Raw genomic sequence first — 14646 nt, forward strand, 5'->3', positions numbered from 1 at the left:
GATGAGCGAATTCCTGTTTCTGGCGCATAGGGTTCCGTTTCCTCCGGACAGGGGGGACAAGATTCGTTCGCATCATTTACTCAAGGGGCTGGCCAAGCTCGGGCCGGTTCATGTGGGGGCCTTCGCGGAAACGCCGCAGGACATGGCGCAGAAGGGCGAACTGGCTGCGATCGCGAAGACCCATGCGCTGATTCAGCGCAAAAAACCGCTTCCCTTTGCGGGGGTGGAGGCCCTGATACAGCACAGGCCTGTCAGCCTGACCGCTTTCGATCACGAATCCATGCACCGCTACGTCGCCAAGACGCTGGGCAATCACAAGATCGATACGGTCTTCGTCTTCTCCGGCCAGATGGGGCAGTACATCCCCGGCGACTATGCCGGTCGCGTCATTATCGACCTGTGCGATGTCGATAGCGCCAAATTCGAAGCCTATGCCGCAGCCGGACAGCGTAGCTGGCTGAACCGGCGCGAGGGAAGGCTGCTCGCGCGCGAGGAGGAAAGGCTGGCCCAACGCGCCGACAGGACGCTGTTGATCAGCGATAGCGAAGTCGCGCTGTTCCGTTCCAGGCTATCGGATACGCGGCAGGTCGCATTGCAGACCTTGGGCAACGGGATTGATGCGGATTTTTTCGATCCCGCTCGGGTGGGCCTTCACCCGGATCTTGAAGAATGCGAAGACCCGCAACTCGTTTTTACGGGCCAGATGGATTACGCTCCCAATGTGGCAGCCGCTGAGTGGATGATCGAGAACATCATGCCTGCACTGCGCCGTACCTATGCGCGGGCGCGGTTCCACATAGTCGGGCGGGCTCCGACGGCAGCCCTTAGAGAAAGGCATGGCGAGAACGGGGTTCGCGTGTGGGGTGAAGTGCCGGATGTCAGACCCTACCTGAAATCGGCCGATCTCGTTGCAGCACCGCTCCTTATCGCGCGCGGAATTCAGAATAAGGTTTTGGAAGCGATGGCGATGGCGAAACCCGTTGTCGTGACCCCAGGCGCGGCTACCGGCATCGCTGCCGAGAATGACCGGCACTTCGCCATCGCACCACCCGATCCCCCACAGATGATCGAGCGGATAGAGGCCCTTCTTCGCGACCGGGACAAACGGCTGGAGATGGGGCAAGCGGCGCGTCAGTTCGTGATCGACCGCATGAGTTGGGACAGTATCCACAAACAGCTTGCGCAAGTGATCGCCCCGCAAGACAGTGCAACCCATGCCGCCTGAAGCCGCTTTGGAGCGCCGTGCTAGCTCGAGCTGGGGCCGGCCCCTCGCCTTGCTTGCCGTTGCATGGGCCACCCTTTTCTGGGTCGCGTTCCCGGAATGGTCGGAAATGGCGCATCAATGGTGGGATATCGATACCTACAGCCACATTCTGCTGATCCCGCCGATTATTGTGTGGTTGGTCTGGATCAGGGGAGACGAGCTGCGGCGCGTGGAGCCTTCGGGCTGGTTGCCGGGCCTTGCCTGGTTTTTCATGGGCATGACCCTCTGGCTCGCGGGTCGGATCGCAGACATCAATCTGATCGCGCAAGCCGGAGTCGTCGCGGCGTTCCAGGGGGCGGCGCTCGGTATTCTCGGCTTGCGCGCGGGCCTCTTACTGGCGTTTCCTCTCGCCTATATGGCGTTTCTCGTCCCCTTCGGTGACGAGATCATTCCGCCATTGCAGTATGTCACGGCGGAAATTGCAACCGCGCTCACCCGATGGAGCGGGATTGAGACAGTTGCCGACGGAATTCACATCGATACGCCCGCCGGGCTGTTCATCGTGGCCGAGGAATGTTCGGGTGTGAAGTTTCTGATCGCCATGATCGCCCTGGGCGTATTGGTGGCCTATACCTGCTTTGCGAGCTGGCGCCGTCGGCTGTGGTTCATGCTCGCCTGCGTGGTGGTGCCGATCATCGCAAACGGGATCCGCGCATGGGGGACGATTTTCCTTGCCCAATATGTCGGCGCCGAGGCCGCAGGCAGTTTCGACCATATCATTTATGGCTGGGTCTTCTTCGGCATTGTCATCGCGCTGGTGCTCGGCGTGGCCTGGCGCTGGTTCGAGCGCGAGCCTGAAGAAGCGGGCTGGAGCGCGGATGCGATCGCCGCCATGTCGCTTGTTCGGCGGCTAGAGGGCACGCCTGCCCGCCCGCCGCTCGTCCTTGGCGCGGTGCTGGCGACCGCATTGGTCTTTGCCGTGCTCGGCCGACTCGTCTAGGTCCTCGCGCATATGTGCGGGATCGCGGGGATTTTCCATTACGAAACGGTGAAGCCGGTCGATCCCAAACGGGTCGAGCGGATGACCGAGGCGCTTACCCATCGCGGCCCCGATGGCAGCGGAGTGTGGACCGCGCCCGGCGTGGGGCTGGGCCATCGCCGCTTGTCGATCATCGACCTCGAAGGCTCCCCGCAACCGATGCATTCGGCCGACGGGCGCGCAGTGATCGTCTTCAACGGCGAAATCTACAATTACCGCGAATTGCGTCGCGACCTGGAGCGGGGCGGGGCGCAGTTCTGCACCGACGGCGATACGGAGACGATCCTGGCCGCCTGGCAGAAGTGGGGCCCCGATTGCCTATCGCGCCTCGACGGCATGTTCGCCTTCGCGCTCTACGATCTCGACAAGCGGCAGCTATTTCTCGCTCGCGATCGGTTGGGCGTAAAGCCGCTCTACATGGCGCGGCTCGAAGGCGGAGCGCTCGCCTTTGCCAGCGAGATGAAGGGTCTGCTCGCCAATCCCCTCCTGCGGCGCGAAATCGACCCGCTGGCGATCGAGGACTATATGACGTGGGGCTATGTTCCCGATCACCGCGCGATGCTGAAAGGCGTCGAGAAGCTTCCGGCCGGCCACTTCCTCCTGCTCGAGCATGGCCGCGAGCCGGGGCCGCCGCGACAGTGGTGGGATGTGAGTTTCGCCGACCGCGAGAAGGGACGGACCGAGGACCTGTCGGCCCAGCTCCTGCACCTGATGCGCGAGGGCGTGACAAGCCGCATGATTGCCGACGTTCCGCTGGGCGCGTTTCTCTCCGGCGGGGTCGACAGCTCTTCGGTCGTCGCGCTGATGAGCGAGGCGAGCGCAACACCGGTGACGAGCTGTTCGATCGGCTTCGACGTCGAAAGCGTCGATGAAACGAAATATGCGCGGCAAGTGGCGGAACTCTTCGCCACCGACCATCACGAGCGCATCGTATCGGCCGATCAATTCGGCGAGATCGATCGGATCGCCGCAATCTTCGACGAACCCTTTGCCGATGCCAGCGCGCTGCCCACTCTGCGTGTCTGCGAACTGGCGCGCGAGCATGTCACCGTCGCCTTGTCGGGAGATGGGGCGGACGAGGCTTTCGCCGGCTACCGCCGTCAACTGTTCCACGCGCGCGAGGAACAGGCGCGTTCGGTGCTTCCGCGCCCGATCCGCCAACCGCTGTTCGGCACGCTCGGTCGGCTCTGGCCCAAGGCCGACTGGGCGCCGCGTCCGCTGCGCGCCAAGACGACGCTGCTGTCACTCGCCGCGAGCGGGGAAGCGGGCTATGCGCGTGCCCTGTCGATCCTCGCGCCCGAGCAACGCGACCGGCTCTATGGCGAGACTCTGCTGCGCGAGCGCGGCGAGTACCGTGCGGAGCAGCCGTTCGAGAAGCTGATGCGCGATGCTCCTGCGCGCAGCGGGCTCGACCGGGCGCAATATGCCGATCTCAAGTTCTGGCTGCCCGGCGACATCCTGACCAAGACCGACCGCACCAGCATGGCCGTGGGGCTCGAAGCGCGCGAGCCGCTGCTCGACCATCGGCTGATCGAATTCGGCGCGCGCCTGCCGCATCGCCAGCGTGTTCGCGGAGCAACCGGCAAATGGCTGATGAAGCGCACGATGGAACGCTATCTGCCCGAGGACATCCTCTATCGCCAGAAACAGGGTTTCGTGACTCCGCTGGCCGAATGGTTTCGCGGTCCGCTGGCCGCAGAAGCCAGGGCGGTCGCATCGAGCGAGCTTCTGACGGGCAGCGGGTGGTTCGCCCGCAAGGCGCTTGCACGCCTTGCGGACGATCACATCTCGGGCCGTTCGGATCACGGCCGGGTGCTGTGGCAATTGCTCATGCTGGAGCGCTCGCTCCGGCATCTGGGACCCACGGGATAATCAAGAACCACCGTCATCCCGGCCTCTGAGCCGCGGTCCCGCTTCCTTGTGGCGGAGCGCTAGGCCGCTAAGAAGAGCGGGACCCCGGATCAAGTCTGGGGCGACGAAGGGAAATAGGTGGAACGGGCTAACGCGCGTCAACCAGCACGATTTCAGCGTCTTCGAGAGCCTCGACCACGATCTCGGTCTCGCCGGTCACGGCAATCCCGTCACGCGGCTGCGCTTCGTGCCCGTTGATCTTCACGCGGCCCTTGGGAGCGACAAGATACTGGTGCCGCTCGCCCGAAGTGGTCCAGGTCGCGCTCTGGCCGACGGAAAGCGTGGCCGCTGCCACCTTGGCATCGGTACGGATCGGCAGGGCATCGTCGGCTTCGGGCATCCCGCTGGCGAGAACTTCGAAGCCGCCCTCACGCGTGGCCTTGGGAAATTCGCGCTGACCCCAGCTCGGCTTCTCGCCCGCGCGATCCGGAATGATCCAGATCTGGAACAGCGTCGTGTCTTCGACCTCGAGATTGTATTCGGCATGGGTGATACCGGTGCCCGCGCTCATCACCTGCACATCGCCAGCGGCCGTGCGGCCTTCATTGCCCAGGCTGTCGCGGTGGCTGATCGCGCCTTTGCGCACGAAGGTGACGATTTCCATGTCGCGATGCGGATGCGGGGGGAAGCCGGTCTGCGCCTGGATCGTGTCGTCGTTCCACACGCGGATGCTGCCCCAGCCCATTCGGTCGGGATCGTGATAACTGGCGAAGCTGAAATGGTGCCGCGCGTCGAGCCAGCCGTGCTCGGCATGGCCCAGCGAAGCGAAGGGACGAATATCTATCATGATTCTGGTCTCGCATCGGCGGGGTGTTTACGCCGGAATGCATCCGATGTGGGGACCGCGAGAAAGCCGTCAAGTATCCCGCGTGGCACCGCCCTCTCGCCAGACTAGGCGAGGCTAGGCGAGGCCGTGGCCCCGCGCCATATAGTCCGCGCTCTGCATTTCCTTGAGACGGCTGACGGTGCGTTCGAATTCGAAGGCACCATCGCCTGCGGTGTAAAGGTCTTCCGGCTCTGCGGCAGCGGTGACGAACAGCTTCACGCTGTTTTCATACAGCGCATCGATCAGTTTGGTGAAGCGGATCGCTTCATTGCGGTTGTCGGGAGACAGGGTGGGAATGCCGACGACGATCACCGTGTGATAGGCATGCGCGATGGCAAGGTAATCGGCCGCGCCTCGGTTCTCGCCGCACAGCCGCTTGAAGCTGAACACGCCGACGCCCTTGAGGCTCTTGGGCACATGGATCGTGCGCCCCCCGCCAAGCTCCAGCTCCGCACTCGGCACGTGCTCGGCATCCTCGGGCTTATAATCGGTCAGGCGGAAGAAAGCCTCGCGCACCTGCGCGGTCGCTTCATCACCCAGCGGGGAGTGCCAGGTCGCCATGTCGCCCAGCCGGTCGAGCCGATAATCGGTCGGCCCGTTGAGAGGCAATACGTCCAGTTCGGCTTCGACCAGATCGATAAAGGGCAGAAACAGCGAGCGGTTGAGCCCGTCCTTGTAGAGATCGCGCGGCGGGCGGTTGCTGGTGGTGACGATGGTCACCCCCTGATCGCGGATCAGCGCGATGAAAAGGCGGGCCATGATCGCCGCATCGGCGGTGTTGGTGACGACCATTTCGTCGAAGGCGAGACACCGGACATCGGCTGCGATGTCGCGCGCGATCTTGCCCGTGGGATCGCCGGGATCGCTCTCACGCCGGGCGCGCATACGGCGGTCGACTTCGAGCATGAATTCGTGGAAATGCGCGCGGCGTTTCTCGTCAATGCCCAGCGTCTCGACGAAAAGGTCCATCAGCATCGATTTGCCGCGACCGACACCACCCCACATGTAGACGCCCTGGGGTCGTGCTTTCTTGGGCCGGAAGAGCTGCGCCAGCAGCCCGCCGCTGGTTTCCGCCTCCAATTCCTTCTGCAGCCGGTCGAGCCGTTCGGCGGCGCGCCGCTGGTCGGGATCGGCCTGTAGTTCGCCCGCGGCGACGAGGCGCTCGTAGCGGGCGAGCATTCCGGTCATGTGGCGATGCGGCGCTTCATCTTCTTCACGATACCGGAGAAGCTGGCGACCGTATGATCCTTCTGCACGACCGTCCCGCGCACGAATACCATGCTGCCGGTTTCGCGAACGATTTCGCATACCGCATCGAGCGGTTCGGCGGGTTTGCCACCGCCGACGAACTGGGTCGACAGCTCGACCGTCACCGATGGCCCCGCATTGCCGGTGCCGATAGTGTGCATGGTGGTGAACAGGCTGATGTCGATCAGCGAGAGCGTGACCGCGCCGTGGATGATGCCCTGCAGGTTCTCGTGGCGCCGTTCGGGAAACATGCGCAGCCGCGCCTTCCCGTCATCGTCGATACGGGTGATGAGCTTGCCCATCACCGCGCCGTTGAACAGCGTCTGGTCTTTCAGGTTCCAGTGACGCCAGCCCGGGTTCTCCGGGTCTGGGCCATGTTCGAAGACCTCGTCCGGGAGCCTGGTCATCAGATCGCGCGTTCGGCGATCATCTTCTTGGTTTCGGCGATCGCCTTGGCCGGGCTGAGGCCCTTGGGGCAGACATTCGCGCAGTTCATGATCGTGTGGCAGCGATAGAGGCGGAAGGGATCCTCGAGCTGGTCGAGCCGCTCGCCGGTCATCTCGTCGCGGCTATCGGCCAGCCAGCGATAGGCCTGCAACAGGATCGCCGGGCCGAGGAACTTGTCGCTGTTCCACCAATAGCTGGGGCACGCGGTCGAGCAGCAGGCGCACAGGATGCACTCATAGAGGCCGTCGAGCTTTTCCCGCTGTTCGGGCGACTGCAGGCGTTCCTTACCGCTCGGCGTGGTCGATACTGTCTGCAGCCAGGGGCGGATGCTGGCATATTGCGCGTAGAAATGGGTGAAGTCGGGCACGAGGTCCTTGATCACGTCCATGCTCGGCAGCGGGGTTATGCGTACCTCGCCCTTTATGTCTTCGATCGCGGTGGTGCAGGCGAGACCGTTCTTCCCGTTCATGTTCATCGAACACGAACCGCAAATGCCTTCGCGGCACGACCGGCGGAACGTCAGCGTCGGGTCGATCTCGTTCTTGATCTTGAACAGCGCATCGAGGACCATCGGGCCGCATTCATCGAGATCGAGCTCGAACGTGTCGTAGCGCGGATTTTCGCCGCTGTCGGGATCGTAGCGGTAAATCTTGAATTTGCGGATGCGCGAACCGCCATCTGCCTTGTGGGCGCGGCTCTTGCCGGTGATCTTCGAATTCTTCGGAAGGGTGAAGGTCGCCATTACGCTTTCGGTCCTGTTTCTCTGCGCACCCCATCTAGCGGTTCACGCGAGGGGCGCAAGGCCATCTATGACGCGATTGCGGCAATGCCGTTGCTGCGGGATCGAAGGCGGCAAGCCCGCTTGAGGCGAAAGGGCCGCCGGGCATGGCAATCGCTGGAAATCCTCTGCGCGGAGAGGAACCCGCAGACCATCCCATGGGTCTATGTCGATGAGATGGATGCACAAACAACATTTCGGCGCGCTGCCGTCTTCGGCGCGAGCGGCGGTATCGGCGCGGCACTGGCCGGAACACTGGCGGATCGGGGGGTGGAGGTATGGGCGGGCAGTCGCTCCGGCTTTTTCCGCGACAAGCGGATGCGCGGTTTCACCTTCGACCTGACCGACGAAGTCTCGATCGCGGCAATGGCTTCGGAGCTGGCGGCAACGCCGCCCGATCTCGTTATAGTGGCCAGCGGCGTTTTGACATTGGACAATGGGAAAGGGCCGGAACGCTCTTTCAAGCAAATCGATGCTGAGGCGATGGAAGCCGTCTTTCGGCTCAACATTATCGGGCCGGCCCTGATCGCCAAACATTTCCTGCCCCTGCTGCCGCGCCGGGACCGTGCCGTATTCGCCGCCTTATCGGCGCGGGTCGGCTCGATTTCGGACAATCGGCTCGGGGGCTGGCACAGCTACCGGGCAAGCAAGGCGGCTCTCAACATGCTCTTGAAGAACTTCGCGATCGAGCTGGGCCGGACGCATCAGCAGGCGGTGGTCGCGGGATTGCATCCCGGCACTGTCGACACGTGCCTGTCCGAACCGTTCCAATCCAACCTGCCGGATGGACAACTGATAGCTCCAAACGCCGCGGCCGCGAACTTGCTCAAGGTGCTCGACGGATTGGCGCCGAGAGACAGCGGCGGTGTTTTCGACTGGAAGGGCGAGGAGGTACCAGCCTAGCCCGGATTCTCTTTGAGTTTATGGGCGCGAAATTCGGGAATGCGTTCGGCCGTGCACATATCGAGGGTATCTCGGTTCTCACATACGGCCGGGTCCACCGGTTCAGGCCTCGGTTAAAAAACGTCGTCCTGCCGCGGTGCGATTTTCGAGATGGTGGCGGATCAGTTCACCATGGCGCGTTGCGCCGATGCCCATGCCGGTGGCGCGTTGGGGTACGCGGACATTCGGCCGTGCATTCGCTTCGATGAGCATAGGGCCTCGGTTACTCGGCGCAACGTCCCAGCCAATCTGAACATGCGCAGGAAAGTGATCGCCATGCGCATCAAGGGCAAGCCGCCTGAGTACCTGCCAATCCGGGATCCGCCTGCCGGTAATGGGACGATCGTTCGCGGGATGCCGGTCGAATTCGCCCGGTGCCGTGGCGTATTTCGCCAGTCCCAATTCGCCCGTTTCGAAGTTTATGGCGGCAAAGATACCGCCGGCATGCGCATTGTCGACGATGACGCCGGGCTGTGCCGCGAGACGGAGAACCGCGGTAACCAGTTCGGGTTCGCCGTGCTCGTCGAGAATTGTGGTTATGCGCGCTGTGGGCAGGGCGTCGAGCGCGATGTCCGCAATATCGGGATGAGGCCGAAGCAGTTCCTGCGCTACCCACCCGCCGGTTTCTTTCGCTTCTTCGAGCATCCGCAGGATGGCGGCGGGGTCCCCGTCGCTGGGGCAGGAGGCCAATATCTCGATTCCCGCACCCCCTGATCCTCTGATCGGCTTGAGCAGGATTGGCCCGGCACCGGGCTGCTGAACGAGCTTCCAGCCGTCGCGCTTGGAGCGCTCGGCAAGGACGCGGGGGTGGGGCAGGCAAGCCCGCGTACAGACGCGATAGAATTCTCGCTTGTCGGTAATCGCGCGATCGTGATCGGTCGCCGGATTGGCAATCGCGCGGCTCACCCCGACATGTTCGAACCGGCGCATGACCGTATCGAAGCCGCTTTCGTCGCGAATGTCGTACAGGGCGACATCGCCGGGGTCGGCAAACCGGGTAAGGCAGATCCGCACCGCCTCGGCACGGCGAAGCTTGCTCCATCCCCATCGACGCGCAACCTTGCGCGCCCGCAGGATGATGACCAGCCGGAAGACCGTATAAGACACAGCGTTGAGGGCAATCCGCAATGGCCCCTGGCGCTGCTGCATCCGGGCGTAATACGGATCGAGGAAAGCGGCAGAGCGATAGTTTACGATGCCCGGAAAAAGGGTGAGGTTCAGCCGGACGAGATCGTATAGCCGTTTCATCGATCGTCAGTTTCCGACTGAAACGAGCCCCTCGCGCCGCCAGCTTTCCGCCAGCAGAGTTTCCAGAAGATCGGCGTGGCTGAAGCCGGCATGCGATGCTGCCTTGGCCATGACTTTCTCCGACCACAGGTTGCAGTTCAGATTGATCTCGATGAAATTTATGTCGCCGGTCTTGAGATCGAGGCGGAATTCGATCCGGCCGTAATCGAACGGGACGAATTCGCGCGCGACCTTCTTTGCCATCGCTTCGATCTTGGGGGCGATTTCCGGATCATCGAAGCGCTTGAGGGCGGCTTTCTCGGTGTTCCGCACGAGATCGCGCTTTTCGTAATAGGTCCACAGCCGCTGCGTGTCCTCGCGCTCGTACCACAGCATCGGAAGCGCAATCGGTTCGTCGTCGATCGTAATGAAGGCGCACTGGACGTCGTAGCCGTCGAGATAGGGTTCGACGATGGCATCGTGCCCTTCGGTGTGGATGTGCCACACGGCATTGGCAACTTCGGTCCAGTCGTGGGCATCGGTGATCCCCCAGCTAGCCGAAGACGCGTTGGGCTTGATAACCCACCTTCCGGCATCTTTGGCGGGAAGGTTCTTTTCCAGAACCGGTGCTCCGCGGCGATAGCAGAACCACGGTGCGGTCGACACTCCGGCATGGTCGCAGACGAGCTTCGATACCGATTTGTCGTCGCCCAGGCCGCGCAGGAAGGGCATTGCGCCGAGATAGGGAATGCCGTGTTTGTTGCACAGGATCGGGATCAGCATTTCGCTGTTCACGAAGCCCCCTCGATTGAGCAACGGGAACACGAAATCGACGTCCGGCTTTTCGAAGAGTACTTCATACTGGTTGGCAAGCTCGAGATTGAGCCCCAGACCTTCCAGTGTCCTGCGTACTTCGTGGTGATATATCGCGTGATTGCCGTCTTCGGGGTGCATCCCGCCGCCGAACAGGGCGTGCTTGGCCATGAACAGCGTGCGGATGCGCTGCTTGGCTTCTTCGGGAATGCGCAAAGGTTCGATGCGAGTGTTCATGTGGGCCCGTTGGTGGTGGTTTTGGCGCGCCTTTAGTCCCACGGTCCCGGCTCCACCAGAACTTTGTAGCGGACAAGTTAGCACTTGCTGTGCGCGCAAATGTCGATAGCGTCGGATTGTCGCGCAATCGGAGGGACTTGCTCGGTGGGCTTGAGAAAATGGTACGATCGCCACGTGATGCCCCGCCTCGTGACGGCTGCTTGTGGGCAGGAAGGGATCGAGAAACGCCGCCGTGAAGTTGTTCCGCTGGCACAGGGAAGGGTTTTCGAAATCGGCTGTGGCGGCGGGTTCAACCAGGCGCTCTACGACAGTGACAAGGTGACCAGCTTTGCGGGGATCGATCCGCATGCGAAGCTGCTTGACGGTGCGCGCGCAAGGGCACTGGCGAAGGGTTGGGAAACCGACTTTCGTCAAGGGGTAGGCGAAGATATCCCGTTCGCCGACGGGTCTTTCGACACGGTTGTCTGTACCTATACGCTGTGTTCGGTCGATGATCCCGCGCGTGTGCTATCGGAAATCCGCCGAATTCTCGCACCGAGCGGGCAGTTGCTGTTCCTCGAGCACGGGCGTGCTCCAGATGCCGCAGTGGCGCGCTGGCAGGAACGGATAGAGCCGGTGTGGAGCCCGCTGGCCGGGGGATGCCACCTTAGCAGACCGATCGGCGCGTCGCTGCGCGGGGCGGGATTCGCGGTGGAGCCGCTGGGTCAGGCCTATCTGAAGAAAGCCCCCAGGATCATGGGCTGGATGGAATGGGGCGTGGCGCGGAAAGCCTGAGGGTCGGCGAACGGTTCGGTCCACCAACCCTCTAATCGACCTATTCGTCGCCAAAAGTGCGCTGCCACCAGCCGCGCTTGGGTTTGGCAGGTTTGCTTGGTTCGGGGCTTTCCTCGGCCACAGACTCTGCCGCTGCCGCTGCCGCGTCGGGCTGGGGCGCCGGTTCGGGCTCGGGTTCCGGCTGCGGCGCCGGTTCGGATGATGTCTGCGCCGGAGATTCGGCTACGGACTTCTTTTTGCGCGGTGCGCGCTTCTTCGGTGCGGGCTTGGCTTCGTCTTCGGCTTTTGCCTCGTCCGTAGCTTCCGTCACGCTTTCCGGCTCTACCTCCACCTTCTTTTTGCGCGGTGCGCGCTTTTTCGGTTTCGGTTTCTCGGTTTCCTCGCCCTCCGCGCTGGCGGTCTCGTCGGCTTTGGCCTTGGCTGCGGTGTCCGCCTTCTTCTTGCGCGGTGCGCGCTTCCTGGGCTTGGGCTTTCCGTCCGTTTCGTCTGCGTCGGCCACGGCTTCCGCAGTTTCCGGCGAATCCTCCGGACCGGCAACCACCGCCATATCCTTGACGACGGCTTCGGAAACCTCTTCCAGCTTTTCGGCGTCTTGCGAGGTTATTTCGTCCGAACTTTTGCCCCGTCCGCGGCCACCCCGGCGGCGGCCACCCCGGCGACGGCGCTTCTTGGGCTTGTCATCGCCGCTTTCCTCATCATCGCCCTCGTCGCCTTCCATGTCGTCGGCGAGATCGTCGGCATCGTCCTGATCGCCCTCATCGTCCCGCTGGCGGTTCTTGCTGCGACCCCGGCCACCGCGACGCCGCCGACGTTTCTTGCGCGGACGGTCATCGTCGCCGTCGTCCTCGTCGGTTTCATCGAAAACATCGTCCTCGCCATCGTCATCGACGATGGGTTCGAACCTGGGCGCATCCTTCGGCTTGGGGCCATGGCTCGAAACGGTCATCTTCGCGCCTTCGTCCTCGCCTTCGGGAACGACCTCGACGGTTACGCGATAGCGCTGCTCGATCTCCATCAGATCGGCGCGTTTCTCGTTGAGGAGGTAAACCGCCGCTTCGGTGCTGGCGGCAAGACGGATGGTCGAACCCTTGCCCTTGGCCGCCTCGTCCTCGATCAGGCGCAGCGCCGAAAGTCCTGCGCTCGACGCGGTGCGCACGAGGCCGGTGCCGTCGCAATGCGGACAGTCGCGGGTGGTCGCTTCGAGTACGCCGGTGCGTAGGCGCTGGCGGCTCATTTCCATCAGGCCGAAGCTCGAGATGCGGCCGACCTGAATGCGCGCGCGATCGTTCTTGAGCGCTTCCTTCATCGCCTTCTCGACCTTGCGGGTGTTGGAGTGATGCTCCTGGTCGATGAAGTCGATGACGATGAGGCCGGCCATGTCGCGCAGGCGCAGTTGGCGGGCGATCTCGCGCGCGGCTTCGAGATTGGTGTGCAGCGCGGTCTGCTCGATATTGTGCTCCTTGGTGGAGCGGCCCGAGTTGATATCGATCGACACCAGCGCCTCGGTCGGATTGATGACCAGATAGCCGCCCGATTTGAGCTGGACCACCGGATCGTACATCGCCTTGAGCTGATCTTCCGCACCATAGCGCTGGAACAGCGGCACGGGGTCCGAATATTGCTTCACGCGCCGGGCATGGCTCGGCATCAGCAGCTTCATGAACTGCTTGGCCGATTTATAGCCATCCTCGCCCTCGACGATGACTTCCTCGATCTCGCGATTGTAGATGTCGCGGATGGCCCGCTTGATCAGGTCGCTGTCCGAGTGGATCAAGGCAGGTGCCGAGGATGAGAGGGTTCGTTCGCGGATTTCGTCCCACAGCCGGGCGAGATAATCGAAGTCGCGCTTGATTTCGGTCTTGGTGCGGCTGAGGCCGGCAGTGCGCACGATCAAACCCATGGTGCGCGGAAGGCTGAGGGCGGAGACGACCTGTTTCAGTCGTTTACGGTCCGAAGCGCTTGAAATTTTGCGCGAAATGCCGCCGCCATGGCTGCTGTTCGGCATCAGGACCGTATAGCGGCCGGCAAGGCTGAGATAGGTCGTCAGCGCGGCGCCCTTGTTCCCGCGCTCTTCCTTGACGACCTGCACGAGCAGGACCTGGCGGCGCTGGATTACATCCTGGATCTTGTAGCGGCGACGCAGCGCCATGCGCTTGGCGCGCGCTTCGTCCACTTCCTTGGCCCGCGCGCGGCCACCCTTGCCCTGGCGACGACCACGGCCACGACCGCGGCGAGCGCGGTCGTTGCGCCGATTGTCGGTGTCTTCTTCGTCTTCGTCCGAATCCTCGTCATCCGAGTCGTCTTCTTCGTCCTCGCGGTCGAGATGACCTTCCTCGATGGTAGCGACGTCGTCCTTATCGGACGTATCGACTTCCTCCAGCCCGTTTTCGGCCAGATCTTCGGCCAGCGCCTCGGCGCTTTCGTCATCGGCGTCGTATTCCTCGCCCGGCATTTCGCCGCGCTGCTCTTCCTCGTCGCGCAGGCGCTGCTCTTCCTCGGCAGCCTCGGCCTCTGCGGCCAGCAAGGCTTCGCGATCTTCCTTGGGAATCTGATAATAGTCGGGATGGATTTCACTGAAGGCGAGGAAACCGTGGCGATTACCGCCGAAATCGACGAAAGCGGCTTGCAGCGAGGGTTCGACCCGCGTGACTTTCGCCAGATAGATATTGCCTTTTATCTGCTTGTGATCGGCAGATTCGAAATCGAACTCCTCAATCCGATTGCCTTTGAGTACCGCCACCCGGGTTTCTTCCTGGTGGCGCGCATCGATAAGCATGCGCGTTGCCATTGATATTTCTCCAGCCGCGTCGGGGCAGGGCGAACCCTGCGTTTGCGCGGCGCATTACGTTGGAAATTCCGCGGCCCTGTCTGGGCATCGCGGTGTTTGCTAACCGGCCGTGTTCGCTCTGTAGGAAAGGCCGGGTATTCGTGACTGCGGGAGTAGCCCTGCGCATATTGGGCGCTGTCCGGCCCGACACGGCGGCATAGGCGGGAGCCTTTGCTGCTGTTGTCGGGGAAAAACGGGCCATGTCCGGCATCAACCTGTATTGTCTTGGGCCGAGGCGGCTCTTGCCGCTATAGCCTGAAAAAAAACGGTTTTTCACGGTGACCCTCTTCGTCGCGGAATATTCGCGCCGATCGGAGGCATCGGAAAACCGGTACGATGTCGCTAGCACCGTGGGTTTCGCACGGCAACCATA

At 62.7% G+C, this 14646-nt stretch carries 12 protein-coding genes; 5 read left to right on the top strand and 7 right to left on the bottom strand.

Translation table 11 applies throughout. The features are described from left to right. Position 1: 1 nt before the first annotated feature. The 3 genes from MUY37_RS07655 to MUY37_RS07665 are packed head-to-tail and all read left to right on the top strand — an operon-like array spanning position 2 to position 4115. Positions 2–1225 carry a TIGR03087 family PEP-CTERM/XrtA system glycosyltransferase gene (locus MUY37_RS07655; protein ID WP_499194756.1) on the top strand — a complete coding sequence of 408 codons (1224 nt, stop codon included), beginning with the start codon at positions 2–4 and terminating at the stop codon, positions 1223–1225. Next, complete coding sequence (xrtA, locus tag MUY37_RS07660) at positions 1215–2204, top strand: exosortase A (RefSeq protein ID WP_499194757.1); 990 nt, start codon at positions 1215–1217, stop codon at positions 2202–2204. The genes MUY37_RS07655 and xrtA overlap by 11 nt, the downstream gene beginning before the upstream one ends. A gap of 12 nt (positions 2205–2216) precedes the next feature. Further along, complete coding sequence (locus tag MUY37_RS07665) at positions 2217–4115, top strand: XrtA/PEP-CTERM system amidotransferase (protein ID WP_499194758.1); 1899 nt, start codon at positions 2217–2219, stop codon at positions 4113–4115. A 127-nt stretch (positions 4116–4242) separates the two neighbouring features. Here the strand turns inward: MUY37_RS07665 and MUY37_RS07670 are convergent, their stop codons facing one another. The 4 genes from MUY37_RS07670 to MUY37_RS07685 all read right to left on the bottom strand — a co-directional run bounded on the left by MUY37_RS07670 (position 4243) and on the right by MUY37_RS07685 (position 7417). After that, the gene (locus MUY37_RS07670) at positions 4243–4941 is read right to left on the bottom strand and encodes a pirin family protein (RefSeq protein ID WP_499194759.1); all 699 of its coding nucleotides are present in this window, start codon (positions 4939–4941) and stop codon (positions 4243–4245) included. A 114-nt stretch (positions 4942–5055) separates the two neighbouring features. Then, positions 5056–6168, bottom strand: a complete 1113-nt coding sequence (gene zapE, locus MUY37_RS07675) for a cell division protein ZapE (protein ID WP_499194760.1) — start codon at positions 6166–6168, stop codon at positions 5056–5058. Next, positions 6165–6635: a PaaI family thioesterase gene (locus MUY37_RS07680; protein WP_499194761.1), complete on the bottom strand. Its 471-nt coding sequence runs from the start codon at positions 6633–6635 to the stop codon at positions 6165–6167. The genes zapE and MUY37_RS07680 overlap by 4 nt, the downstream gene beginning before the upstream one ends. After that, positions 6635–7417: a succinate dehydrogenase iron-sulfur subunit gene (locus MUY37_RS07685; protein WP_499194762.1), complete on the bottom strand. Its 783-nt coding sequence runs from the start codon at positions 7415–7417 to the stop codon at positions 6635–6637. The genes MUY37_RS07680 and MUY37_RS07685 overlap by 1 nt, the downstream gene beginning before the upstream one ends. A gap of 213 nt (positions 7418–7630) precedes the next feature. Between MUY37_RS07685 and MUY37_RS07690 the strand changes: the two genes are divergently transcribed. Then, on the top strand, positions 7631–8356 hold the full coding sequence (locus MUY37_RS07690) for an SDR family NAD(P)-dependent oxidoreductase (RefSeq protein WP_499195130.1): 726 nt from the start codon (positions 7631–7633) through the stop codon (positions 8354–8356). A gap of 102 nt (positions 8357–8458) precedes the next feature. Here the strand turns inward: MUY37_RS07690 and MUY37_RS07695 are convergent, their stop codons facing one another. Both MUY37_RS07695 and MUY37_RS07700 read right to left on the bottom strand, forming a co-directional pair. Beyond that, positions 8459–9643, bottom strand: a complete 1185-nt coding sequence (locus tag MUY37_RS07695; protein ID WP_499194763.1) for a sugar-transfer associated ATP-grasp domain-containing protein — start codon at positions 9641–9643, stop codon at positions 8459–8461. 6 nt (positions 9644–9649) lie between these two features. Beyond that, positions 9650–10672 carry a D-alanine--D-alanine ligase family protein gene (locus tag MUY37_RS07700; RefSeq protein WP_499194764.1) on the bottom strand — a complete coding sequence of 341 codons (1023 nt, stop codon included), beginning with the start codon at positions 10670–10672 and terminating at the stop codon, positions 9650–9652. A 144-nt stretch (positions 10673–10816) separates the two neighbouring features. Here MUY37_RS07700 and MUY37_RS07705 point away from each other — a divergent pair, with 144 nt between their 5' ends. Then, positions 10817–11446 (top strand): class I SAM-dependent methyltransferase, encoded by a 630-nt coding sequence (locus MUY37_RS07705; protein ID WP_499194765.1) that lies wholly within the window; start codon positions 10817–10819, stop codon positions 11444–11446. A gap of 40 nt (positions 11447–11486) precedes the next feature. On the opposite strand, the gene MUY37_RS07710 is transcribed toward MUY37_RS07705, so the two are convergent. Further along, entirely contained in the window at positions 11487–14234 is a 2748-nt protein-coding gene (locus MUY37_RS07710) for an Rne/Rng family ribonuclease (RefSeq protein WP_499194766.1), read from the bottom strand. Between the last annotated feature and the right edge of the window lie 412 nt (positions 14235–14646).

The sequence above is a fragment of the Qipengyuania sp. ABI-127-1 genome (assembly GCA_022953095.1).
In the GTDB taxonomy this organism is placed as follows: domain Bacteria; phylum Pseudomonadota; class Alphaproteobacteria; order Sphingomonadales; family Sphingomonadaceae; genus Qipengyuania.

Bases quoted from the DNA above. Each gene is read 5' to 3' on its own strand.
- MUY37_RS07700 (WP_499194764.1), bottom strand. From the start codon at position 10,672: ATGAACACTCGCATCGAACCTTTGCGCATTCCCGAAGAAGCCAAGCAG.
- MUY37_RS07690 (WP_499195130.1), top strand. From the start codon at position 7,631: ATGGATGCACAAACAACATTTCGGCGCGCTGCCGTCTTCGGCGCGAGC.
- MUY37_RS07665 (WP_499194758.1), top strand. From the start codon at position 2,217: ATGTGCGGGATCGCGGGGATTTTCCATTACGAAACGGTGAAGCCGGTC.
- MUY37_RS07670 (WP_499194759.1), bottom strand. From the start codon at position 4,941: ATGATAGATATTCGTCCCTTCGCTTCGCTGGGCCATGCCGAGCACGGC.
- MUY37_RS07710 (WP_499194766.1), bottom strand. From the start codon at position 14,234: ATGGCAACGCGCATGCTTATCGATGCGCGCCACCAGGAAGAAACCCGG.
- xrtA (WP_499194757.1), top strand. From the start codon at position 1,215: ATGCCGCCTGAAGCCGCTTTGGAGCGCCGTGCTAGCTCGAGCTGGGGC.
- MUY37_RS07695 (WP_499194763.1), bottom strand. From the start codon at position 9,643: ATGAAACGGCTATACGATCTCGTCCGGCTGAACCTCACCCTTTTTCCG.
- MUY37_RS07680 (WP_499194761.1), bottom strand. From the start codon at position 6,635: ATGACCAGGCTCCCGGACGAGGTCTTCGAACATGGCCCAGACCCGGAG.
- zapE (WP_499194760.1), bottom strand. From the start codon at position 6,168: ATGACCGGAATGCTCGCCCGCTACGAGCGCCTCGTCGCCGCGGGCGAA.
- MUY37_RS07685 (WP_499194762.1), bottom strand. From the start codon at position 7,417: ATGGCGACCTTCACCCTTCCGAAGAATTCGAAGATCACCGGCAAGAGC.
- MUY37_RS07655 (WP_499194756.1), top strand. From the start codon at position 2: ATGAGCGAATTCCTGTTTCTGGCGCATAGGGTTCCGTTTCCTCCGGAC.